The organism is Bdellovibrionales bacterium, from assembly GCA_041662785.1.
In the GTDB taxonomy this organism is placed as follows: domain Bacteria; phylum Pseudomonadota; class Alphaproteobacteria; order UBA9219; family UBA9219; genus UBA8914.
Window position 1 is genome coordinate 218,908 of sequence record JBAZRW010000001.1, and the last position, 23,579, is coordinate 242,486.

Genomic DNA, 23,579 nt, shown 5'->3' on the forward strand with positions numbered 1-23,579 from the left:
CTGTTGTCCTTACGCTTTAGAGCTATCGCTAGGGTCGACCCAGCCAATGTTGCTGTCGGCGCGGCGGTAGATCATGTTAAGGCCACCATGGGCCTTGTTCCGGAACATCAAGGCAGGCAGATCGCCAAGATCAAGACGCATCACGGCTTGGCTAACTGTTAGCATTTCAATCGGGGTTGTCATCTCGGCCACAACAAGCGGATTATCATGACCCGCCTCTGTTTCGTCGGCCTGCTCGGCATTCAAAACAAAAGATTGCGCAATAACGGCCTGAGCGACAGGTTGTTCTTGATGATGATTCTTCAGACGGTTTTTATGGCGGCGGAGACGCTCGGCAATTCTCTCAGCGGCTTGATCAAAGGCAGGGTAAGGCTCTGCCGCGCTGGCGTTGCTTTGCAGCACAAGGCCGCGACCGGCATGAACGGTAATGTCAGCACGAAACATATGAGCTTCGCGCGAAAACGTGATGTTGGCATCAAGAGATTCACTGAAAAATTTACCAATGATTTCGCCAAGCTGTGTTTCAACATGTTGACGCAAAGCGTCGCCAACATCAATTTGCTTGCCTTTAACGGAAAGTTGCATGAAAAAACCTGAAAAGTTGATCGTTACGAAAAGACCCTGTTTAAAGAGACCCTTCTTTGTCGAAAGAAGAAGCCTCATGCGGGCCACCTGCGCCAAGGAACCTTTGCCCCCAGCAAGAGAGCCAAGATAGCTGCTTGCCCCAAGGAGTCAAGCCTTGTCGGCAATGAGGAAGGAGTATCCTTGATTTTGTTGGATAATACTTTCTTATTCTCAAGGCCGTCTTGGTAAAAAAGTCCTTAACAACAAAACGCCGCCCCGTCAGCCAAATCCTAACCATTTTGTGATAGGGTAGGGGAATAAAAACAAGGGCGATTTTTGTTAAACACCATGACTCTTTTAAATCAATTCAAGAGAGCGGGACAAAAGCTTCTCACCAGAGCCTCGCCGCTTTTACAAAAGGCGTTACCGCTAATTGTGATCTCGCAGGTCTTGATCGGCTGTGCAGGGTTTTATAAAGCGCCTCCTCTCGATCCTTCTGTCCAAGAGGAAATCAATAAAGCCTTAATCGCAGAGACAAAAGGCGTTCCTTTTCGCGTGATTGGCTATAATGAATTCAACGAGCTAAAAAACACCATCAAAAAATCGGTGCGCGGCAATAGAGAGAATGGGGGATTAAAAGAGAGCGCCTATAATAAAGCAAGGGGGGAACTATCCAATTTTGTTTTAAGTCACGCCAAGTCGCTTACGGGGGAAAAACAGGATCAAGAATTTCAGACTGCTCTTAAAACTTTATCCGAGGCGAGCCTGCTCAATTTAATTTCTACTGGTGATCGAGAAGGTGACAAAGAAAAAACGTTTGTCCTTCAACTTATTACTAACCTAAGGACGCCTTTTTATCTGGTCGTATTGGACGGCGATAATATTTATAAACCTACTAGCGAAGATGCCGCCTTTTTTGATTCAAACACTGGCTTAAAGGGCCTGCAAGAAGCCTTGGGGCACAGCCCCCTTCTTGTTCGCCTAGCCCTCGCTTCACATGAATTTGACCACGTCGGTTATTCTTGGTTTAAACCTTCTGCTTTTACCTTTGATAGAGACGGTATTTCAGAGCAAGCCGCTCTTGTGATCACGGAAAAACAAGACGAGCTTAACGCTGAAGCTTCCGCTGATCTGAGCATGGCCAAAACCTTTATCAATCTTTTGAACAATAAAGTCTTCGTGTACGATTATATGATGCAACGCGCTTTGCAAACTGCCCTCGCTAACGATGCAACACACGCGACGCATTTCGCGATAGCACAATACATGACAAAAGTTGCGCCAGACATGCCCATTCCCGCTCCTTTTCTAGAAAAACCAACGATCACAGAAATACAGATGGGTCACGGAGACCTTGCTCTTTTATATCAAAAAACAGGTTGCGAGGTTGAGGGAGACGTTTTTCCCCAAAAAGAAGAAGAAATTATGGCTCTCTACGAAAAGCGTTTAGGAGCTATAGCCGCCGTAGATGTCAACACGCTTGCTTCCCCCTACCAAAAAACCATTATAGCGGGAGCACAAGAAGCGTTAAAATACTTTCAAAAAAAGATGGCGCCCCAGCCAACGCCAAGGGCTGACGTTTCACCCCTTTTGGGCGTTCGCGCCAATCCCTATGCGCTAACAAAATAGCTCCCTAAACATCCCGCTTTTCTCGTCGCCTCTGCGCTGAAGTGGGGATGTGCAGACTTTCGCGGTATTTGGCGACGGTGCGCCGCGCGATGTCGATGCCTTCGGCACGAAGCATTTCCATCAAGCGATCATCCGATAGAATGGCCGTTGACACTTCCGCATCGATCAGCGCCTTGATCCGCTCACGCACAGCAAGGGTTGAGACGCCTTCAGCCCCTCCACCTGTCGTAGGCAGGGAGCCTGTAAAAAAGTATTTCAGCTCAAACATGCCACGTGGCGTGGCGATGTATTTGTTTTGCGTAACGCGGGACACCGTCGATTCATGCATCTCGATCACCTCGGCAATGTCACGCAGGATAAGCGGCTTAAGATGCTGCACGCCATAGATAAAAAACTTGTCCTGTTGTTTAACAATTTCCGAAGCAACTTTCAGGATCGTCGTTGCCCGTTGGTGCAGGGCTTTAACAAGCCAATTGGCTTGCTGCCATTTATCAGACAAATAGGCTTTGTCCGCACTGGCACGCGCGCCCCCGATAATCTTTTCATAAAAAGATTCATTGGCCAGAACCCGCGGCAGCGTATCGTTGTTCAATTCAATGTGCCAACCACCGCCTGCAATAGGAGTCAACAATACATCGGGCGTAATGGGCGGCGCGACATCCGCCGTAAAAGCCAGCGCAGGCTTAGGCGTCAGGGCGCGGATTTCAGAAATCATGTCAGTCAGATCTTCGCTATCGACCCCGCACAGGCGCATCAGCGAGGCGCGTTCGCGTTTGGCGACCAGCTCTAGGTTCTCCAAAAGTATAGCCATCGCAGGATCCAACCTGTTTTTCTCGCGCAGTTGGATCGTCAGACATTCCTTCAGCGACCGCGCAAAGATGCCCAAGGGGTCAAGGCGTTGCAAACGGCTAATAATCGAATCGAAAAAGACGGACGTAACACCAAGCTGCGCACGCACAACATCCAAATCAGCGGGAAGATAACCCGCATCGTCCAAAAGCTCGACCATCGCGGCGGCCATCATACATTCGGCAGGATCAGAAAAATCCATATGAATCTGGCTAAGCAAATGGTCGCGCAGGCTGGGAGCCTCAGCCACATTTTCGGCCCAATCATGATGCGGGGCCGAAGGATCATACTCGCCGCCGCTAGACCCCTGCGAGTCATAGGTGTCAAACGCCTGTTCATCCGGCGCGGCAACATCGGTTTTCTCGCCACCCTCGCCTTGCGTCTCACCATCAAGAGTGATGCCCGTTTCTTGTTCAGAGGATGCCTCGCCCCCCGAAGAGAAATCCTCTCCCTCGCCGCTTTCTAAAAACGGGTTGTTTTCCAGCTCGCCCGCGACGAACGCGCACAGATCCTGATTGGACAGTTGCAGCAGCTTGATCGCCTGCTGCAATTGCGGCGTCATCACAAGGGACTGCGTGGTGCGAAGATCAAGGCGGGGGGAAGAAACCATCGCGCCTTACATCCGGAACTCGTCGCCCAGATAGACGCGGCGAACGTCGGCATGCGCGACAATCTCATCGGGCGTGCCTTCCATCAAGACGCGGCCATCGTGGATGATCGAAGCGCGATCCACAATCTCTAGCGTAGCGCGAACATTGTGATCGGTAATAAGAACGCCAAGACCACGATCACGCAAATGAACGACCAAATCGCGAATATCGCCAAGAGCAATAGGATCGATGCCCGCAAAAGGCTCATCAAGAAGGAGGAAATGGGGCTGCGAGGCAAGCGCTCGTGCGATTTCAACGCGCCGTCGCTCACCGCCCGAAAGAGCCATGGCGGGGGCACGGCGCAAATGCGTAATGCCAAACTCGACCAAAAGATCGTCCAGCATCGCTTCCCGCGTATCGCGATCAGGTTCGATCACTTCCAAAATCGCGCGGATATTATCCTCGACATTCAGGCCGCGAAAGATAGAAGCTTCCTGAGGCAGATAGCTAAGGCCAAGGCGCGCCCGGCGATACATGGGCAAGGCGGAAACGTCCATGCCATCGATAGCAATTGTGCCCATATCGGGCGTGATAAGCCCCGTGAGCATATAAAAACACGTTGTCTTGCCCGCGCCATTTGGCCCCAAAAGACCCACGACTTCGCCGCGCCGCAAGGACAGGCTCACATCATGCAGAACGGGGCGACCACGATACTGCTTGCCCAGATGGGCCGCCTCTAGCCCCGCCCCTACCTCAGGGGAGACAAGAGCCGTCGCGGCAGGGTCTCCTGCAAACGGGATGATCTTTCCGGCGCGTTTTACCTTCATGGCTTGGCCTTTTCTTTTTTCGCGCTTGAAGAAGGCAAAAGGACGCGAACGCGACCCGATCCACTATTGATCAGGCGGCTTTGACCGCTTGTGAAATCGACAAGGGCTTTATCGCCCGCCAGTTGCGTCTGTCCGCGCGTGATGCGGACATGATTGGACAAAACGGCGCTGTTCTTTTGGGTATCGTACACACCCTCATCGCCGCGCGAGATGCCACCATCCTTGGTCACGATAATGACGTTGCCTTTGGCGATCAAATCCGTCATCGCCAGTTGGCCTTGGGGATTGGGCGCAAAGTGCGCGGTCAGCACATCGGCCTCAACGCGGTTCGCGCCTTGCTCGCCAATAGCATGCCCCCGCGCGATGGCCGTTTTCTTGTTTTCGTCGTATTCCAACGAGTCCTTGGCCGTCACAACATTCTTTTCCGTGATCAACTTCAGATTATCGCCCGTCACTTTGATAAAGCCGCTGTCCGCATCATACACGGCCTTTTGCCCAAAAACCTGCTGCGTAGGGCTATAAAAATGCACGTTGCCTTCGGCGGTCATGCGGTCAATGTCGCCGCCTAAGGCCTGAGGCTTGTCTTGTTCCTTCCCCTTGGTAGTAGGGACAGGCTGCACTTTGGTATCGCGTTGATGCGCTGTCAGAATATCGGCCTCAATCGTCTTGTCGTCGCGCACAGCTTTGGCCTTGCCACGCGCCACATAAAGCTGCGTGTCCTGATACCATTCAAGGCTTTCATCGGCAGAAATCTCAATGGGGCCTTGCTGCGCGGCGCAAGGCGGCGCGGCCCCAAGAAAAAAGCCAAGAGAAAAAACAAGGAGGAAGAATATGCGCAAAATCATAAAGCCTATCGTGAGGGGGAATGATTGACATTAGGTTTATCAGAGCGAGGCCTTTCCTGCAAATCAAGTGTGGCCGTCGCGGGCCCCGTTACTACAATCGTGCGCCCCGAATCCAGCGCGCGGAACCCCGCCCCCCGAATAACACCAAAGTTTCCATTGATAACAACTGGTTGAGTTCCCCACGCGAGGCCTTTGGGCATATCGACATTCATTTCGCTAGAGGAAAAACGATACCCCTTATCGTGGAAAAACTCGACATTGCCGCCAAGCCATAATTGTTTTGTGTTTTGGTCAAGGCAGCCACGATCCGCCCGCCCATCCAGCCACGCGCCGTTATCTAAGGCCAACTCTCCCTTGGGCCCCTCTAAATCGATCAAATTCTTGCTGGTGGCCGCCTGAAGCGCCCTGTCCGCCGTAAGCGTATAGGGATGGCTTTTGGCATCCAGCCCGTTAAGGTTGAGCTTTTCGACCATCAAATTCGGGACATTATCGACAACGGTCAGTGAAACGATGTTGGAATTCCACATCGGCCAAAGAAGGAGGAGGACGATCCCTAGCAATACGGTTACAGGCAAGACCCAACGCAAAAGCCCCACAAAGCGGCTATAGCCTTGGCTATCGGCCTTGGCGCGGCTTGTGTCTCGCGGACGAAGCGTCGCCAGCGTGTCCCGCTTTTCCTCTGAGGGTTCTGCTGGAGGGATGGGCTGTGTCATGTCTGTTAGTATAAACCTTAAGCTCTAAGGGCGTCCATCGCCGTTTGAAGGGAGGCGTACTCTGAATCATCCGGCGTAATCACGTTATGACGCAAGAAGAAGTCGATCAAAACCAGATTGCAATTGAACTTAAAGCGATCCGTCTCGCGCACCAAAGCCAACACCTCTTGCACAGGCATCAGCGTAAAGCTGCCGACTTCGCCGTCCGTATTGGTGGGGACAACGCCTTCCTCCATCTCCAAATCAAAGATAAAGAGCGTGTCGTTACGTAGACCCTTCATCTTTTCAACCTTATAGCTGAGCGAGCCAGTAACCACGGCGCTTTTCACAATGTCGGGGCTAAGCCCTGCCTCTTCCCACGCTTCTTTAAGAAGATTTTCCGCAATGCTGAGGCCTAAAGGCAAGCCACCACCAATCATGTTATCCAACTTGCCAGGATCGATCCGTCTGTCCGTAGCGCGTTCGGCAATCCACAAATAAAGCCCGTCTGCGCGGCGCACAAAGCCGTTTACATGCACGCCATGCCCCTTGACCCCAAACCAAGGGATAGCGGCGCGGTCGATCCTCGCGAGCGACTCATCGCCCCACTTTTGAAGAACGGGATAAATCTCGCCGTGCAGCGGAACACCATGAAAATCGGAAAGGAGACAGCTGGCCTTCCACAAAGCAACTGTGCGCGGCTCAAACGCATCATGGGGCGGCGCAAGGATCAGAGAATCGCTTTGAATCTCAAAGCCCTCTTCTTCCCCCAAGAACAACCCAATCTCTCGCCTCACCCAGCCCACAGAAAAGCCGCCCACAATAAAAGGCATCAACAACGACAGGTTGTGATGGGTGCAAGCGCGGACATGCCGCATAAAGCCGGAGGTCTCAATCATTAAAAGCACTCTACAAACATAGACCTTGGGACTTTTACGGCATCACGACGAAAAGGCAAATGAAAACGGCCCCCGCACCATCACGCGCGGAGGCCGCCTCTTCCCTGTTCTTACGATGCACTTAGATCAAGCGCCAAAAGCTAAGCGCTTGTGTCAACCGTCGTACCGCGACCAGACTCTACCGGTGGCGGCGGAGGGGGCGCTTGTTCGACTTGAACCGGCGCTGCCGCCGCCAGCGGCACACTAGCCGTTGCAACTTGCGTAGAAATGGCTCCTTGTTGAGCTATGACCCCAATGCCTGTCATGAGTATCTCCATCAACTATGAATCTCTTTATGATTTCTATTATGCCTCATAATGATTGCGAAATGAATAAGATTGCGGCTTATTTTTATAAAGAAGTTAATAATTCATTAATAACGTGAGGATTCCCCCACAACCATCAGTTTTTCTTGTCTTTTCTGTACGAGTCCAGAACGCTGCGGAACATGTCAACATCAGACAAACGGCCCTGAACCGCATAAATATCCTTCATGCCCGTCATTTTCTCGGGGCTTGTCAGGACATGAAACACGCCCGCCTTGCTGGTTTTATCCATAGCGGCCCCATATTCCGCCGCCGCGTGGTCAAGCCCCGTCAAATCCCCCGCCTGCGCCATAGCGACCACCGCATGAACAAGCCACGTGGCCTGTTCCTCGTTTAAAGACACCCCTGCCTTAAGCGGCCCCACGAGCGCCAGCAACGCCTTGGTCGCATCGCCCCACTGTTTGGCGCGAAGGGCCATATCGGCGCGGAGCAAGAGGGTGGACTGGCCACTTCCTTCTGGCAAGGCCGCCAGAGCCTCTTGATATTTACCCATCTCGGACAAGGCACGCGCACGGAGCAATTGCCGCTCGTCCTTTGTCTTTTGCGACAAGGTCGCCGCATCGCCTTGGCTTTGGTCGAGAAGGGCCAAGGCCGCCTCAGCCTTGTGGTCCAAAAGCCGAACCCCCGCAAGGCGCGTGAGCGTTTGCGCTTTTTCTTCCGGCTTCGTGCTGTTCTTGATTAGGGCTTCAAGGAGTTTGGCTGCCTGATCCAATAAATCAATATCCACAAGGCGCTCGGCCAGATTGCTGCGAACGTCATTCCCTTCTTCTCCGGCCGGAATTAAGTCCTGATGATCGGTATAAAGGGAAAGAGCATCGATAGGCGACATATCACGGCCAAGATCCGTCATATAGACATCATGGAACGTCTTGATCATATCCGTTCGCAACGCCGTCGTTTGCGGCGACGATGGGAATAAACGCAAAGCCTGTGACAACACGGCAAAACCGGCCTTGAAATCCTTGGCCTCCAGATAATAGCCACCTAGACGCTTTAAAATATCAAGCTCAAGATCATCGCCTCGCCACGCATAGCGCAGCCCTTCCAAACGATCGACCGCCTGCTTGGGGGTCAAGGATTTTGTCGCCACGCCCAAATCGATAAGAGCCAGCTCTGCGCGAATTTTATAAAGACGATCCGCACCCCGCACAACTTGCTTCCAAAGAGCTTCAGCCTTCTCAGCCTGCCCACTCTTGCTGTAAAGGACACCGCGCAAATAACGTGTGGCCGAAAGCGCAGCAGGAGAAAGGGATTCTTTTGCCTCTAGCTTGTAAAGCCATTCAGTGGCCTCTTTGTCTTGATCAAGAGCCAACGCGGACTCGGTCGCCAAAATGACAAATTGCGAAAATAGCGGATCCCCATATTGTTCAAGCGTCCCGCGCGATAAATTAAAGAGCTCGCGCGCCGATACAAAATCACGCGAAAGCGCCGCCCCATAAGCACGCCAAAGAACAATATCCGCCTGATCCTTTAACGCTGGCTGCGATAGATCCGCTAAGCCCTCTTGCACCCGCCCTGTCAGCAAACGAACAGCGCCGCGCAAAGCGAGAAAATCGGGGTAAACTTCAATTTCAGGAAGCGCCTTGCGAATAAGCTCAAGAAGCGCCAGCGCCTCATACCCCATGCCATGCGAAAAATAGAGCCGCGCAAGGTCAAGCCGTGGCAAAACGCGCTCTTCCTCGGAAACGGCTATGACGGTCTGCATCAATTTTTGCTGCGTTTGTGTAAAGGTTTCGCCTTCTTGCCCGCGCCATCTTTCAAAATCAAACAAGGGCTTTTCATTGGCACCGCCCTTATAAGCCCTATGAGGATCGCGCCCCATGTCCCTAAGGGGCGAAAGTTTCAGCCCCCCTTCCGCAGAGATCTCGATCCCGTCCGGCACAATCCGCGCCGTGACTTTCTCATGCCACGGCTTGATCACAAGCCCCTGCACCGCAGGAATAACCAAAAAATCAGACAGGCGTCTTTTTAACGTAAAAGCGCCCGTCTCTTTAAAGGGGATCACAATTAAATCATCCCCAACGACGGGATCGCGGAGCATCACAGGCTCTGGAGGGTTAGCAGAAGGAAGCAAAAGACGCGCCCCCAAGGCAAAATTAGGCTGCGAGAGGAATTCAGTTGAAAGCAACGCGGTTTCGCCCTGCGGAACCAAATATATCTCCCACGCCGTCCCTTTGCGCGTGGCCCGAACGCTAACCTGATCGGGAACGGCAATGCGAAAACCGGTTTGTCGTTGCAGCGCTATAGGCTCTAACTTAACGCGCGGCGGCGGCGAGGTCAGAAGGGCATCGCCCACAAGCTTGCGATCAAAGATAATGTTCACATACCCTGCGCGCGCAAAAATCGCCGTGCCGACTTCAATTTTAGGATCAAAAACGGCGACGGGCTGCGGCGGATGTTCTTGCGTGATCGTCCTGATTTCATTTTCCGTCTTGGCATCCAGTCTCGTCTCTGAGGCAAGGGGCCAATTAAGGGCGGGTTGCGATGGCGCAGGCTCGGCCTGCTTTGCTTCAACAGTCTCAAGGGGGGCGGGAGCAGGAACAGGATCCAACGATTCGGGCAGGGCTTTTTCGCCCTCAACGGGCTCCGGTGGCAGATCCTGTTTTTTAGCCTCTTCCTGCGGAGGGGGCTCTTCCTCTTTTACCGTCTCTTGAACGGCGGGCGTTGCGGCAGCAACGGCAGCCGTGGCAGGCGGTGATGCCTCAACAGCAGGAGGCTGTTTTTGCACAGGCGGCGGGGGCAAGTCGGGGGAAGGCAGCGCCACCACACGAGCCTGCGGCCCCGTTACATCAATCACAATCGAGCGATCGCTTATAAAATCTTTTAGGGTCGCCTGCGCCGCGATAGAAAAAGAAACAGCAAGGAGCGCGGAACCATCACCGCCAGCAAGAACCTGAAAGCCCTTGGCACGATCCAGCTTGGAAGGAGGTAAAACGGCCTTGGCCGCCTTGGAAAAACGAACAACCACCCGCTCCCCTGCCCGCTCGATCTTATAGCCCATACCTACGGGCGCGTCGAAAACGACGCGATCAAACAAAGGATGCTGCCCCGTCCTTAAAACGATGGAAGCCCCCCCCGCCGAGGCCTGCGCTGTTTTTTCGGCCGCCCCCAAAGGGGATAGCGCCAAGAAAAAGGCTATCAGGAAACAGGCTATAAAAAGGGTAACTCGCGGCATAGCGAAAAACATGGTTAAGAGTGGTCTTATACCGACGTCTATAATTAATGACACATGGACGAACAAATCCCCTTTCGTCATCCCGCTGAAAAGCGGGATCCAGCGCCGCGCGTCCGCGCGGCATAAGACTCTTGTGCGCCGTGGACACGGCGCGACTGGATACCGGCCTTCGCCGGTATGACGCTAAAGGGATATGCTTTCCATAAAAGTCAGTAGTTATGGCCGTTGGTATTAACCATTTAACCCATACCAAAGAAAAAAAATAGTTAGTTTTTTTCAAAAGCCCGACATTAAACGATCAATTTCGTCCTGATCGATGGCGTTCTTGGGCAATTGAGGGCCATTCAATAAAGCTTTTTCAAGATCTTTATCATCCGCGCCTCCCCCTGCACCATCGCCCGTGGCACTGCCCTCTCGGTGAATTTCTTCGCCAAGAGCCTTAAGAAGCGCCTCAACCTTATGGTCGATATATTTTAAGGTCTGCACAACCTTTGTAATGCGCTGCCCCGTTATATCCTGAAAATTACAGGCTTCAAAAATCCTTGTCGTGCAAGCAATCAATTGCTCACTCACTTCCGGCGCGCAATTGCCAGCGATGGCGCCAATCGTATCGCACACATCCATAATTTTGTTTGTGGCCTCTTCCGTCGCGCCAACAACGGCGTCAAGCTCATCCGTCGCATGAGGAATATGGCTGGCACTGATTTCCTTGGGCTTGATTTCGGCAATTTCTTCCTTGGCATGGCGAATATAGGTCGCCAACTCCTCAAGCTCGGAATAAAATTTTAAATCCGAAACCGTCACATCGCCCGTCAAACTCGCCACGACCTCACGGACAATCCCCGTAATGTCTTCAGCCGATAAAGGGCTGTGCGCCGATTGATGCGCTGCAACGATTTTGCTGTGTAGGCTCGTCTCAAGCGTTGATAAACGTTCGCTGTCATCCATGGTCGCTCTCCCGCTTATGACCTGTTATTAAAAAGCGCCAAGAACGGCAGATATTTTCTGCTTAAGCGTTTCAGCATTAAAGGGCTTAACAATATAATTGTTCACGCCCGCTTCCTTGGCGGCGGCCACGTTCTCAACCTTGCTTTCCGCCGTCACCATAATAAACGGCGTGCCAAGCAATTTGGCATCGGCGCGCACTTCCTTCAGAAACTGCAAGCCTGTCATGGGCTCCATATTCCAGTCGGAAATCACCAAACCAAAGGTACCTTCACGCAAAATTTTAAGAGCCATAGATCCATCGGTCGCCTGCGTGACGTTCTTGAAGCCAAGCTGCTTGAGCAAATTTTCAATGATCCTGAGCATCGTCTTATAATCATCGACGATCAGAATGTTCATATTCATATCAACGGCCATAGGCTGGCTCCTTCTTTACTTAGTTCCCTTCGGGCTAAGATGAAAATGCAGCAAGAACATAAAAAAATGGTTACCAACAGGGCGACTCTTGGGTCTTCCTCCAGAAAAAAGGGGGATCGCCCTCAAGGCCTTTGATAACAATCAAAATTATTCAAAATATGGAGGGTTCAAGCGTGATGTGTAGCCCGAAAAGAAGGGGCCTTACCCTGTCCAGACCCTATGGCATGATTATCTTGCTCTTCCATGCGCTTTTGCGTCAGAGAGCGCATATATGCCCCGCCAGGGCCATGCCCCGCGCTGTTATGGCCATCCTCAGTCGCCGCCATACGGAAGTACGCCATGACAAAAACGCGGATGGCCGCCGTCAAGGACGATCCTTCCGCCTTTCTCACGGCAACAACCGTGGCGATATCATGGATAGAAACATGTTCACGACGACAAATCTCGCGCAGACCTGTCCACATCTCTGGCTCAAGCCTCACACTTGTACGATGCGTTCCTATTGTAATGTTACGGCTAACCAGCCCACATTTTTCTTTTAGCTCAGAGGGTCTGTCACAAAGTTCAACCTGACTTGCCTTCCCAAAAGGGGGCTTAACATCAAACATCGAGGACATCTCTTTCTCCTACACTAAAGGGTTGTTGAAGAATGCCTACATATACACACGATGTGTGTGAATACATCCATGTATACACGCATGGGTATATTAAAACAAGTGACATTAACCATCATAGGTTGCATAGATATTAGTATGTTATTGTCTTATTTTGTTTTGTGCCTCTTTAGCCACACTACAATCATGGCAACCTGTGGTTGTTTTCGTTTTTCTTTTGTTCTTGTTTCTCCGCGCCCTGTGAGCCTTCGCGACAAGTCTTGTCGCTTATGCTAAAAACAAAAATCGCTCTTATAGAAAATGAGATGACCCCGCCATGACAACGTACGAAAAGAACCTTCCCGATAGAACCGTTTCAGCCCAGAAAACCTTTGGCCTTGAAACAGATTGGCAAGTTCCCGCCTTTTCAAAAACCGATGAGCATGTCCCCGCCATCGATCCGGCCTATCGCTTTGACCATGATACGACGATGGCGATTCTGGCAGGCTTTGCCTTTAATCGCCGCGTGATGATCCAAGGCTATCATGGCACGGGCAAATCCACGCATATCGAACAAGTGGCCGCGCGTCTTAACTGGCCTTGCGTGCGCATCAATCTGGATAGTCATATCAGCCGCATTGATTTGATCGGCAAAGATGCCATTGCGCTGCGCGACGGAAAACAAGTTACCGAATTCCGCGAAGGGCTTTTGCCGTGGGCGCTGCAAAACGCCGCGGCCTTAGTCTTTGATGAATACGACGCGGGGCGTCCCGACGTGATGTTCGTGATCCAGCGTGTGTTGGAAGCGGACGGCAAGCTGACATTGCTTGATCAAAACCGCGTCCTTCATCCTCATCCCGCCTTTCGTTTGTTCGCGACCGCCAACACGGTCGGCCTTGGCGACACGACAGGGCTTTATCACGGCACGCAACAGATCAACCAAGGCCAGATGGATCGTTGGAACATCGTGGCCACGCTCAACTATTTACCCGAAGAGGAAGAGATCGCGATTGTGCAGGCCAAGGTTCCCGCCTTTGCTGGCGCAGAAAAGAAAAAGGAAGTCGCCGCGATGGTAGCGCTGGCGAACCTGACACGCCAAAGCTTTATGAACGGCGATATTGCGACGGTCATGTCGCCGCGTACCGTTATCACATGGGCCGAAAATTGCGTGATTTTCAAGAATACGGCCACAGCCTTTCGCCTCAGCTTCCTCAATAAATGCGACGAGGCCGAACGCGCCGCGATTGCCGAGTTTTATCAGCGCTGCCTAGATAAAGAACTGGCGTTTTCCACCCGCCATGAGGTTCGGGATTAGCCGCGACGCATGACAGAACCCGATCCCCTAACTGCGCTTCGCTTTAAGCGCGCAACAGCGGCGGCCATCAAGGCCATCGGCCACCGCGCAGAAATAGAGGTCGCGTTTGTGCAAGGCGGTGACGGCCTTGAGGGCGAGCGCGTCAAGATTCAAGAACCTCCATCTACCTTGAACGAAGCCGACCGAGCATTGGTACGCGGTTTTGCGGATGCCGCCGCCGTTCGTCTGCGCTATCACGACCCTGCTTTAACGGTAAGCGCCCGCCTTTCCCCACAAGCCGCCAGCGCCGCAGACGCGCTGGAACAAGCGCGTTGTGAGGCCCTTGGTGCGCGTCACATGGCAGGGATTGGCAGCAATATCGGCGTGGTTCTGGTCGATCATTGCCAGCAAAAAGGCTTTCGCGCTGTCAAGTCCACCGCCGACGCGCCTCTGGCCGACGTGCTGCATTTACTGGCACATGAAGCGCTTTCCGGCCAACCCATCCCGCCCATCGCGCAAAAGGCCGTGGCTGTTTGGAGACCCCTTTTAGAAGGCCCCCTTGCGCCGCATTGGCCCAAGCTTCGCGCCGCGTTGCACGATCAAAACGCCTTTGCCAATGAAGTCGGGCAGGTTTTGCAGTCCTTGGATTTGATCGAAAAAGAAAATGTAAAAACAGCCTCGAACGCAGCGACAGAAAATCCTGCCCCACCCGAAAACGCGCCGCCGCCAGACGAAGAAGCGCCAGAGGAACAGCAACAAGCCGCCGCTGCGCAAGGAGAAGAGCAAGGGGAAGCCGAAGCTGATCAAACCGCTTTACAAGCTGAAGGCGCAGGCGAAGAAGAAAAGGATGAGGCGAAGGAAAGCGCCCTGCCCTCCACGTCAAGCGATCCATCGCAAGGGCCTGTCACGACCTATCGCGTTTTCACAACATCGTTTGATGAAACGGTGGAGGCACAGGATCTGTGCCCACCCGCCGAATTACAACGCCTTCGCCGCCTGTTGGATTATCAGGTACGTCATGCGCAAAACCTGATCATCCGCCTTGCCAACAAGTTACAGCGACGTTTGATGGCACAGCAGGTTCGCGCATGGGATTTCGATCTTGAGGAAGGCATTTTGGACGCGGCTCGCCTTGCGCGGGTTGTGGCCAACCCAATGGTTCCGCTCTCGTTCAAAATGGAAAAGGAAACGCCCTTCCGCGATACTATCGTCACAATTCTGATCGATAATTCAGGCTCTATGCGCGGCAGGCCCATTACGCTGGCCGCCACCAGCGCGGATATTCTGGCGCGGACGCTAGAGCGCTGCGGCGTGAAGACAGAGGTGCTGGGCTTTACCACGCGCAGCTGGAAAGGTGGGCGGGCGCGAGAAGCTTGGCTGGAATCCATCAAACCGCCACAGCCGGGCCGCCTTAATGAGCTTCGCCACATCATCTATAAAAAGGCAGACACGCCGTGGCGCCGCGCAAGGGTCAACCTTGGCCTGATGCTGCGCGAGGGTCTTTTAAAAGAAAACATCGATGGCGAGGCGTTGCTGTGGGCCCATGGCCGCCTTCTCGCAAGACCGGAAAATCGCCGCATTCTGATGGTGATTTCGGATGGTGCACCTGTGGATGATTCCACGCTGGCGGTCAATCCCGCCAATTACCTTGATCTGCACCTAAGGGCGGCAATCGAGTGGATCGAGACGCGCTCGCCCATTCAGCTGGTCGCGATTGGCATTGGCCACGACGTCACGCGCTATTACCGCCGCGCTGTCACGCTCACGAACGTCGAAGAGCTGGGCGGCACCATGACCGAGCAGCTCGCCGCGCTGTTTGATTAAATCCGTTTAGCTTGCCGCGCCGTGGCAGTGCTTGTACTTCTTGCCACTGCCGCAAGGACACAGCGCGTTGCGCGGCGTGTTGTGCCATGTATCGGGATTCTGCGAATCAAACGTGTGATGCATGGGAAGGGTGGCCAAGCGATGCCCCGCCGCCTGCGCATGCGCGGCCTGCAACTGCTCTAACGTCATTTCCTCTGGCGCTAGGCCGTGCAACTCGCGCAGCTCTTGTGCTTGACGAGCCGAGGCATATTCCTCCAGCGTCGGCATACGAACCTTGGCGTGCATCAGCGATTTGGTCACGGTTTCGCGGACGCTGTCCAACATCATTTGGAACAAACCGAACGCCTCGCGGCTGTATTCGTTGAACGGGTCGCGCTGGCCATAGCCACGCAAATGGATGCCCTGCCGCAATTGATCGAGCGCCAGCAAATGATCCTTCCACGCCACATCAAGAAGACCCAGAAGCGCTGCTTTTTCCGCCATCGCCATACGCTCAGCCCCGACCGTCGCAATCTTCGCTTCCATGGTGTCATCCGCGGCCTTGCGGATACGCTCTTCCATTTCCTCTTCCGCGATGCCTTCTTCGTGGCCCCAATCCATAATAGGGAGGTCTAGCGCCAGCAGATCGGCCACGCGCTCATTCAGTCCCGTTAAATCCCATTGTTCAGGATAGGAATGGGGAGGAATGGCATGCACCACCATCGTGTGAATAATATCGTGGCGCAAATCAACGATCGTCTCGCTGACCGACTCCGCGTGCATGATATCTTTGCGCTGTTCGTAAATAACTTTGCGCTGATCGTTCATGACATTGTCAAACTTAAGCAGGTTTTTACGAACGTCAAAGTTACGCGCTTCCACCTTTTGCTGCGCCTTTTCCAAAGCGGTGCTGATCCACGGATGCGCGATTTTCTCGCCCCCGCGCAACCCCAGCTTGGCCAAAACGGCCTCCATCCTGTCCGAGCCGAAAATGCGCATCAGATCATCTTCAAGCGATAGATAAAACATCGATGAGCCCGGATCGCCCTGACGGCCAGAGCGGCCACGCAGCTGATTATCAATGCGGCGTGATTCATGCCGCTCCGTTCCAATCACGAACAGGCCGCCCGCCCCCCGCGCCTTTAGCGCGTCGGTGGCGATATCGTCGCGAATGGCCTGCGCACGGCGATCATATTCCGCCTTGTCCGTGATGCCGCCAAGCTCCTGCTCTAGGCGCATATCCAGATTGCCGCCCATTTGGATGTCCGTGCCGCGACCCGCCATGTTGGTGGCAATCGTGACCGTGCCGCTGCGTCCCGCCTGCGCGATAATGGTCGCTTCTTGCTCATGGTAACGGGCGTTCAAAACGCTGTGCTTGATGCCGTTTTTCTTCAAAAGATCGGACAACACTTCCGATTTTTCAATCGACACCGTACCAACCAAAACGGGCTGGCCACGGTCTTGGCATTCTTTGATCTTAAGGGCGATGGCCTGATATTTCTCGGCCATCGTGCCATAGACTTCGTCTTCGCTATCAATGCGGGCGGCAGGAACATTCGTTGGAATCTCCACCGTCTCAAGATTGTAAATCTCGGCAAACTCCGCCGCTTCGGTCATCGCCGTACCCGTCATGCCCGCCAGCTTGGGATAGAGGCGGAAGTAATTTTGGAACGTGATCGAGGCAAGCGTCTGGTTTTCGCGCTGAATGGCCACATGCTCCTTAGCCTCAAGCGCCTGATGCAGTCCGTCCGAGTAACGGCGACCATCCATCATACGCCCCGTAAACTCATCGATAATGATGACCTTGCCGCCTTTGACGATATAGTCCACGTCGCGCGCAAACATTTTATGCGCCCGCAAAGCTTGGTTGACGTGATGCACAACCGTAATGTTCTGCGCGTCATAAAGCCCGCCACCCGGTGTCAAAAGGCCGCTTTCGCCCAGCAATTCTTCGATATGTACGTTGCCCTCTTCGGTCAGCGTGGCCGTCTTGGCCTTTTCGTCCAGCTCATAGTCAACGTCAATCAGTTGCGGGATCAACGCATCAACCTTCAGATAAAGATCCGACGAATCCTCGGCAGGGCCAGAGATAATCAGCGGCGTGCGCGCCTCATCGATCAAGATGCTGTCCACCTCGTCCACGATGGCGTAATTAAAGGGACGCTGGCAAAGCTCCTTAGCTTCAAACTTCATATTATCGCGCAAATAGTCAAAGCCGAACTCGTTGTTCGTGCCATAAGTGATGTCGGCATTATAGGCAACCTGACGCTCTTCGTCCGTCAAGCCATGCACAATGCACCCCGTCGTCAAACCCAAAAAGCCATAGACACGCCCCATCCACGCGCTGTCGCGCTTGGCCAGATAATCGTTCACCGTGACAACATGCACGCCCTTGCCCGACACCGCGTTGAGGTAAACAGCCAGCGTCGCCACCAACGTTTTACCCTCGCCCGTTTTCATCTCGGCGATTTTGCCCGAGTGAAGGACGATGCCACCACGCAATTGAACATCAAAATGGCGCTGGCCTAGAACACGCCTTGCGGCCTCACGCACCGTCGCAAAAGCTTCGGGCAAAATGTCATCCAGCGTTTCGCCTTTTTCCAGACGGCTCTTAAACTCAAGCGTCTTGGCGCGAAGCTGCGCATCGTCCAGCTTGAGAAAATCCGGCTCTAACGCGTTAATCGACGCGACAAGGGTATCTTGAGCCCTTAAAATCCGGTCATTATGGGAACCAAAAAACTTACGCGCCAACGCTGTAATCATCAAAAAAACCTCAACGGAAGTGTCAGTTAAGGGGCGTCTACCCCTTACGAATCAGGCCTCTTGCACGACAAGACGCCCATGACGTTTTATATGGGGACGAAGTCTTTGAAAAGCAAGATATCACTGCCTTTTTTTTCCACCCAATAACAAGGGTCTAGCCATAAAAAAACGGCCTCGCGCCCTCCCTCCGCCATGGGCAAGGCTGTTTTTAAAAAAAAAAGGCTTGCTTTATGTGTCGTAGTGTAATAGTGTGGTGTTACGGCGTGAGCCGGCGAACTTGCCAAAAACGGACCAAAAATTCGAATGTCTTTTCTGCCAACGATAAAACGGACTATAAAACTAACGAACGCTTTTGGCCTATAAACGGAAACACGCCTATGAAAAACCTGATGCGCCCCGATCTTTTTGCCCTTAAGCCCTACGTTTCCGCAAGGACGCTGTCGGGCAACACGACCGCCGCCATCGGCCTTGATGCCAACGAAAACCCATGGCCGCCTGCGGGACCGCTGGCCGCACTGTGCCCCGTCAACCGCTATATCGGCGAGGCGATGGACGCGCTGCAAGACCGGATCGCGCAAATCAATGATGTGCCTGCCAAAAAAATCGCCTTGGGGCGCGGCAGCAGCGAGTGCATCGACCTGCTGATTCGCCTTTATTGCCGCGCAGGACAGGACGAAATCCTGATCTGCCCGCCGACGTTTACAATGTATCAGGTGTTCGCCGCTACGCAAGGCGCGACCACGCTGTCCGTGCCTTTGCTGGAAAACGGTCAGTTGGATGTGCCCGCGATTTTGGCCACCTGCACGCCCAACACAAAACTGATTTTTATTCCCACACCGAATGCGCCGATGGGGCATGCCGTGAATAAGGCCGATATTCTGGCGCTGTGCAAGGCGCGGGCGGATAGCTCGGTCATCGTCGCGGATGAAGCCTATGTCGCCTTTACGGATGAACCGCGCGGCTTGCAAGATGAGCTTCAAAACAACCCAAATCTTGTCCTTTTGCGCACACTTTCGAAGGCTTTCGCGCTGGCGGGCGAGCGGATCGGCTTTATGATCGCCAGCGACGAGATTATCGAGATGATCCAGCGGATCACCGCGCCCTATCCCATCGCGCAGAGCGCCGCGCAAGCGGCGCTGGAAGCGCTGTCGCCCAGCGGACTCCTTTTGGCACAAGAGCGTCTTTCCCTTTTGAAAAGCGAGCGAGCAAGGGTCGCGGCCTTTCTGCCGCAATCGCCATTTGTCACACGCGTTTTCGACAGCGTGACAAACTTTTTCCTGATTCAAGTTAAAGATGCGGACGAGGTAACGACGATGCTGGCGCGTTATGGCATTCGCGTGCGCCCCAACGTCTGCGCGATTCCCCATACCTTGCGCTTTTCTCTGGGCACGCCTGAAGAAAATGACATTCTTCTTAAGGCGCTGGGCATCACCTTAACGGCCAGCAAAAAAACGCTGAGGCTCACCAATGTTTCGCGCAAGACCAAAGAAACGCAAGTTGATGTAACGGTCAATCTGGATGCGCCGTCTTTTGCACAAATTGACACGGGCATCGGCTTTTTCGATCATATGCTGGAGCAAGTCGCACAGCATGGCGGCTTTGGCCTCGCCCTAACGTGCAAGGGTGATCTGCGTATCGACGCGCACCACACGATTGAGGATTGTGCCCTGACCCTTGGCGAGGCGATGAAAAAAGCGCTGGGCGACAAGCGCGGCATTGGCCGCTATGGCTTTTCCACGCCACTGGATGAAACACTGGCCAGCGTAACGCTGGACCTGTCGGGACGCGGCGCATGCGTGTTTATGGGCACGTTTAAGGTCGAGCGCGTGGGCGAAATGCCAACGGAAATGGTGCAGCATTTCTTCCACTCCTTTGCCGAAGCGCTGGGCGCAGCGATCCACATCACGCTTAACGGCGAGAATGACCATCACAAGATTGAGGCAGGGTTCAAGGCTTTGGGCCGCGCCTTGCGTCAAGCCTTAGCGCAAGAAGGCAACACCATCCCCTCGACCAAAGGAAGCCTATGATTGCCATCCTTGACAGCGGCGTGGCCAACTTAACATCGGTACAGGCGGCGCTGAATCGTTTGGAGGCAGACAATGTTATCACGGATGATCCCAAGGTTTTGCAGGCGGCTGAGCGCGTGATTTTGCCCGGTGTTGGCACGGCAGCCTCAGCGATGAGAAGCCTACGCGCCAAAGGGCTAGACGATGTTATCCGCTCGCTGACGCAACCCGTGTTAGGCATTTGCTTGGGGATGCAACTGCTGTTCACGCGATCAGAGGAAGGCGCGGATTGCCTTGGAATCATTGGGGGCAATGTGCAGCACCTTCCCGCCGCGCATAACTTTCCCTTGCCGCATATGGGCTGGAATCAGCTAGAGCTTTCGGCAAGCGATCACCCCCTTTTACAAGGCGTGCAGGAAGGCGCGTTCGTGTATTTTGTTCACAGCTTTGCCGCGCCCGTCGGCGCTTATACGCTGGCGCAAACGACCTATGGTCAGTCCTTCACAGCCACCGCGGCGCAGGGCAACTTTATGGGCTGCCAGTTTCACCCAGAGCGCTCTGGCGCGGTGGGGAGCCTTATCCTTCGCAACTTTATCGGGATGAAAAACGCATGATCCTTTTTCCCGCCATTGATTTGAAAGACGGCGCGTGCGTTCGTCTGGCGCAAGGTGATTTTGACGCCGCGACCCACTATGCCTTCGACCCCGTCGCACAAGCCAAAACCTTTGAGGACGCAGGCGCGACGTGGCTGCACGTTGTCGATCTGGACGGCGCGAAGGCGGGCTGCGTGCAGCAGCTCTCGCTCATCACGGCTATCACGCAGCAAACAGCGCTGAAGGTTCAGGTCGGCGGCGGCATAAGGCGTAAAGAAGACATTACCGCCCTTCTTGCAACGGGCGCGGCGCGTGTGATTATTGGCAGCCTTGCCATCAAGCAACCCGCTCTTGTTCGCGCTTGGCTTGACAAATTCGGCGGCGATAAAATCGTGCTAGCGTTTGATGTTCTTTTGAACACCACGGGTCTTCCCGAGGTCGTGACAGAAGGCTGGCAAGAAGGCTCGGCCCATTCTTTGTGGAACGCACTAGACACCTATCGCGGCAGTGATCTTAAAACCATTTTATGCACGGACGTGTCGCGTGACGGCATGATGACAGGCGCGAACCGTTCTCTTTATGCCAAAATCCAGCAAAAACGATCTGACCTTTTCGTGTTGGCGTCAGGCGGGGTCAACACGCTGGACGATGTTATGGCACTGGAAGCGCAGCGTCTTGGCGGCGCGATTATCGGCAAAGCTTTGTACGAAGGCGCGATTGATCTTAAAGCGGCGATTGCCGCCACAAAAGAGGCTTAGGACATGCTGGCCAAACGCATCATCCCTTGCCTTGATGTCAAAGACGGCCAAGTCGTCAAAGGCGTACAATTCAAAAATCACGAGGTAGTCGGCGATATTTTGGAGCTGGCCGCGCGTTACCGCGACGAAGGCGCGGATGAGCTGGTGTTTTACGATATTTCAGCCAGCCCCTTGGGCCACAGCGTGGATCGCCGCTGGGTCAAGCGCATCGCGACCCTTTTGGATATTCCCTTTTGCGTCGCGGGCGGCCTTCGCGCCGAGGACGACGTGCGCGAGACGCTGGCGCAGGGCGCGGATAAAATATCGATCAACTCGCCTGCTTTGGAAAATCCCGCGCTGATCGACGCCCTATCGCGTGAGTTTGGCAAACAATGCGTGGTGGTCGGCATCGATAGCCGCGAGGAGGACGGAGATTATTACGTCTATCAATACACGGGCGACGATAAACGCACGATCAAAACGCGCCGCCGCACGCTGGATTGGGCGCGTGAGGTTGTGGAGCATGGCGCGGGTGAAATCGTCCTGAACTGTATGAGCCAAGACGGTATGCGCGAAGGTTATGACATCGCGCAACTGAAAGCGGTGAGGGAAATCGCGTCCGTTCCCTTGATTGCCTCAGGCGGCGCAGGCGCGATAAGCCACTTCACGGACGTGTTTCGTCAGGCAAATGTCGATGGTGCGCTCGCGGCCTCTATCTTTCATAAGAAAGTCGTTGCCATCCATGATATCAAGCAAGCGCTACAGGCGCAATCCATTCCGGTGAGGAAATAGCCCATGACTGATCTTTCTCTTGATTTTGCCAAAGGCGATGGGCTGATTCCCGTCATTATCCAAGACGCCGCTTCCTTGCGCGTTCTGATGCTGGGATACATGAACGAAGAGGCACTGGCCGCAACAAAGGCGAGCGGCCTTGTTACCTTTTACAGCCGCAGCAAAAAACGCCTGTGGCAAAAGGGCGAGACATCAGGTCATACCCTGCGCGTACAGGACATCAAAACCGATTGCGATAGCGATGCGCTTCTTATTCTGGCAACGCCACAAGGCCCCACCTGTCACACCGGTGCCATTAGTTGCTTTGGCGAAGAAGAGGCGGCAACGCTTTCTGTTTTAGCGGATTTGGAAAGCACGATTGCAGGGCGGCAACAAGACGGCACAACCGAGCAAAGCTATACCGCCTCGCTGTTCGCGGCGGGCCTTCCCCGCATGGCGCAAAAGGTTGGCGAGGAAGGGGTGGAGGTGGCCTTAGCCGCCACGACCGCGCCCGATAAGCTGCCAGAGGAAGCCGCCGATTTGCTTTATCATCTTTTGGTGTTGCTGCGCGCCTGTTCCTTTTCGCTGAAGGATGTTATGAACGTGCTGGCCGCGCGAGCAAACAAAACAGGCCTTAGGCCATAAAAAACCCGCCATGAGGCGGGGGAAGAACGCATGAACCAATCTATGCGAACCGATCAAACTTCCGTGGTAAGCCCCAACGCATCCCTTTTGATGGGCAAACCCTCAGCCGTCAGACCCGAACGCAGATAAGCGACAACCGCTGTCGACGGAAATTGCAACTGCTTCTCACCCGTCGACGATAGATACTGCGCAATCAGAACCCCCGTCGCAGGATCAGAGGTGATCCGCGGCGACAACGTCACGCGAGAAGAACTAACCACTGTGGTTTCTTTGACAGCCGACGCAGGCGCAGCAGAAACAGCCGCATGCGCGGCGCTTCCTCCCAACGATCCTGTAACTCCTACTGTTTCCAACATGGCCTTTCCTCGTTCTATTGACCAAGGATCTAATTATAGCAACGAAAAGCAAGGTGCTTAGACTTTTCCTATTATCAAAATGATAGCATATTTTTTTCCTCTTGACAAGTCCAACTTGTTGTGTTTTCCGCCTGTTTTTTTTGCGGCGTTCTCTATCTTTTGATTTTATTGATACTTTTTTGATTTTCCACACCGGAGGATGTTTGCTTCCCTTTCGGCAA

21 protein-coding genes are annotated in these 23,579 nt (G+C 53.8%); 8 read left to right on the forward strand and 13 right to left on the reverse strand.

Going from position 1 to position 23,579, the window contains the following annotated elements; translation table 11 throughout:
• Positions 1–9: 9 nt before the first annotated feature.
• Positions 10–663 carry a ribosome-associated translation inhibitor RaiA gene (raiA, locus tag WC612_01045; protein ID MFA6279364.1) on the reverse strand — a complete coding sequence of 218 codons (654 nt, stop codon included), beginning with the start codon at positions 661–663 and terminating at the stop codon, positions 10–12.
• A gap of 237 nt (positions 664–900) precedes the next feature.
• Between raiA and WC612_01050 the strand changes: the two genes are divergently transcribed.
• Positions 901–2,193 (forward strand): hypothetical protein, encoded by a 1,293-nt coding sequence (locus WC612_01050; GenBank protein MFA6279365.1) that lies wholly within the window; start codon positions 901–903, stop codon positions 2,191–2,193.
• Between the two features lie 4 nt (positions 2,194–2,197).
• On the opposite strand, the gene rpoN is transcribed toward WC612_01050, so the two are convergent.
• The 10 genes from rpoN to WC612_01100 all read right to left on the reverse strand — a co-directional run bounded on the left by rpoN (position 2,198) and on the right by WC612_01100 (position 12,414).
• Positions 2,198–3,652, reverse strand: a complete 1,455-nt coding sequence (gene rpoN, locus WC612_01055; GenBank protein MFA6279366.1) for an RNA polymerase factor sigma-54 — start codon at positions 3,650–3,652, stop codon at positions 2,198–2,200.
• A gap of 6 nt (positions 3,653–3,658) precedes the next feature.
• Positions 3,659–4,459 (reverse strand): LPS export ABC transporter ATP-binding protein, encoded by an 801-nt coding sequence (gene lptB, locus WC612_01060; GenBank protein ID MFA6279367.1) that lies wholly within the window; start codon positions 4,457–4,459, stop codon positions 3,659–3,661.
• Positions 4,456–5,304, reverse strand: a complete 849-nt coding sequence (locus tag WC612_01065) for an LptA/OstA family protein (protein MFA6279368.1) — start codon at positions 5,302–5,304, stop codon at positions 4,456–4,458. Before WC612_01065 ends, lptB begins: the two co-directional genes overlap by 4 nt.
• 5 nt (positions 5,305–5,309) lie before the next feature.
• A complete protein-coding gene (gene lptC, locus WC612_01070; GenBank protein ID MFA6279369.1) occupies positions 5,310–6,017 on the reverse strand; it encodes an LPS export ABC transporter periplasmic protein LptC in 708 nt (235 codons plus the stop codon).
• A gap of 17 nt (positions 6,018–6,034) precedes the next feature.
• On the reverse strand, positions 6,035–6,895 hold the full coding sequence (locus tag WC612_01075) for a DUF4743 domain-containing protein (GenBank protein ID MFA6279370.1): 861 nt from the start codon (positions 6,893–6,895) through the stop codon (positions 6,035–6,037).
• Positions 6,896–7,035: 140 nt separating this feature from the next.
• The gene (locus tag WC612_01080; protein ID MFA6279371.1) at positions 7,036–7,200 is read right to left on the reverse strand and encodes a hypothetical protein; all 165 of its coding nucleotides are present in this window, start codon (positions 7,198–7,200) and stop codon (positions 7,036–7,038) included.
• A gap of 136 nt (positions 7,201–7,336) precedes the next feature.
• Positions 7,337–10,387, reverse strand: coding sequence for a hypothetical protein (locus WC612_01085; protein ID MFA6279372.1), 3,051 nt, complete (start codon positions 10,385–10,387; stop codon positions 7,337–7,339).
• 324 nt (positions 10,388–10,711) lie between these two features.
• Entirely contained in the window at positions 10,712–11,383 is a 672-nt protein-coding gene (locus WC612_01090) for a protein phosphatase CheZ (GenBank protein MFA6279373.1), read from the reverse strand.
• Between the two features lie 27 nt (positions 11,384–11,410).
• A complete protein-coding gene (locus WC612_01095; protein MFA6279374.1) occupies positions 11,411–11,797 on the reverse strand; it encodes a response regulator in 387 nt (128 codons plus the stop codon).
• A gap of 167 nt (positions 11,798–11,964) precedes the next feature.
• Complete coding sequence (locus WC612_01100) at positions 11,965–12,414, reverse strand: ribbon-helix-helix domain-containing protein (protein ID MFA6279375.1); 450 nt, start codon at positions 12,412–12,414, stop codon at positions 11,965–11,967.
• Between the two features lie 313 nt (positions 12,415–12,727).
• Between WC612_01100 and cobS the strand changes: the two genes are divergently transcribed.
• Positions 12,728–13,705 carry a cobaltochelatase subunit CobS gene (cobS, locus tag WC612_01105; GenBank protein ID MFA6279376.1) on the forward strand — a complete coding sequence of 326 codons (978 nt, stop codon included), beginning with the start codon at positions 12,728–12,730 and terminating at the stop codon, positions 13,703–13,705.
• Between the two features lie 9 nt (positions 13,706–13,714).
• Complete coding sequence (locus WC612_01110; GenBank protein MFA6279377.1) at positions 13,715–15,508, forward strand: cobaltochelatase subunit CobT; 1,794 nt, start codon at positions 13,715–13,717, stop codon at positions 15,506–15,508.
• Between the two features lie 6 nt (positions 15,509–15,514).
• Here WC612_01110 and secA read toward each other — a convergent pair whose 3' ends face one another.
• Complete coding sequence (gene secA / locus WC612_01115) at positions 15,515–18,250, reverse strand: preprotein translocase subunit SecA (GenBank protein MFA6279378.1); 2,736 nt, start codon at positions 18,248–18,250, stop codon at positions 15,515–15,517.
• 377 nt (positions 18,251–18,627) lie between these two features.
• On the opposite strand from secA, the gene hisC reads away from it, so the two are divergent.
• From hisC to hisIE, 5 genes are read left to right on the forward strand one after another with little or no spacing between them, the layout of a single operon-like run.
• Entirely contained in the window at positions 18,628–20,277 is a 1,650-nt protein-coding gene (hisC, locus tag WC612_01120; GenBank protein ID MFA6279379.1) for a histidinol-phosphate transaminase, read from the forward strand.
• Positions 20,274–20,870 (forward strand): imidazole glycerol phosphate synthase subunit HisH, encoded by a 597-nt coding sequence (gene hisH / locus WC612_01125; protein ID MFA6279380.1) that lies wholly within the window; start codon positions 20,274–20,276, stop codon positions 20,868–20,870. Before hisC ends, hisH begins: the two co-directional genes overlap by 4 nt.
• A complete protein-coding gene (hisA, locus tag WC612_01130) occupies positions 20,867–21,607 on the forward strand; it encodes a 1-(5-phosphoribosyl)-5-[(5-phosphoribosylamino)methylideneamino]imidazole-4-carboxamide isomerase (protein ID MFA6279381.1) in 741 nt (246 codons plus the stop codon). The genes hisH and hisA overlap by 4 nt, the downstream gene beginning before the upstream one ends.
• A gap of 3 nt (positions 21,608–21,610) precedes the next feature.
• A complete protein-coding gene (gene hisF, locus WC612_01135) occupies positions 21,611–22,378 on the forward strand; it encodes an imidazole glycerol phosphate synthase subunit HisF (GenBank protein ID MFA6279382.1) in 768 nt (255 codons plus the stop codon).
• Positions 22,379–22,381: 3 nt separating this feature from the next.
• Positions 22,382–23,002 (forward strand): bifunctional phosphoribosyl-AMP cyclohydrolase/phosphoribosyl-ATP diphosphatase HisIE, encoded by a 621-nt coding sequence (gene hisIE / locus WC612_01140; GenBank protein MFA6279383.1) that lies wholly within the window; start codon positions 22,382–22,384, stop codon positions 23,000–23,002.
• Positions 23,003–23,055: 53 nt separating this feature from the next.
• On the opposite strand, the gene WC612_01145 is transcribed toward hisIE, so the two are convergent.
• Complete coding sequence (locus tag WC612_01145; GenBank protein MFA6279384.1) at positions 23,056–23,358, reverse strand: hypothetical protein; 303 nt, start codon at positions 23,356–23,358, stop codon at positions 23,056–23,058.
• Between the last annotated feature and the right edge of the window lie 221 nt (positions 23,359–23,579).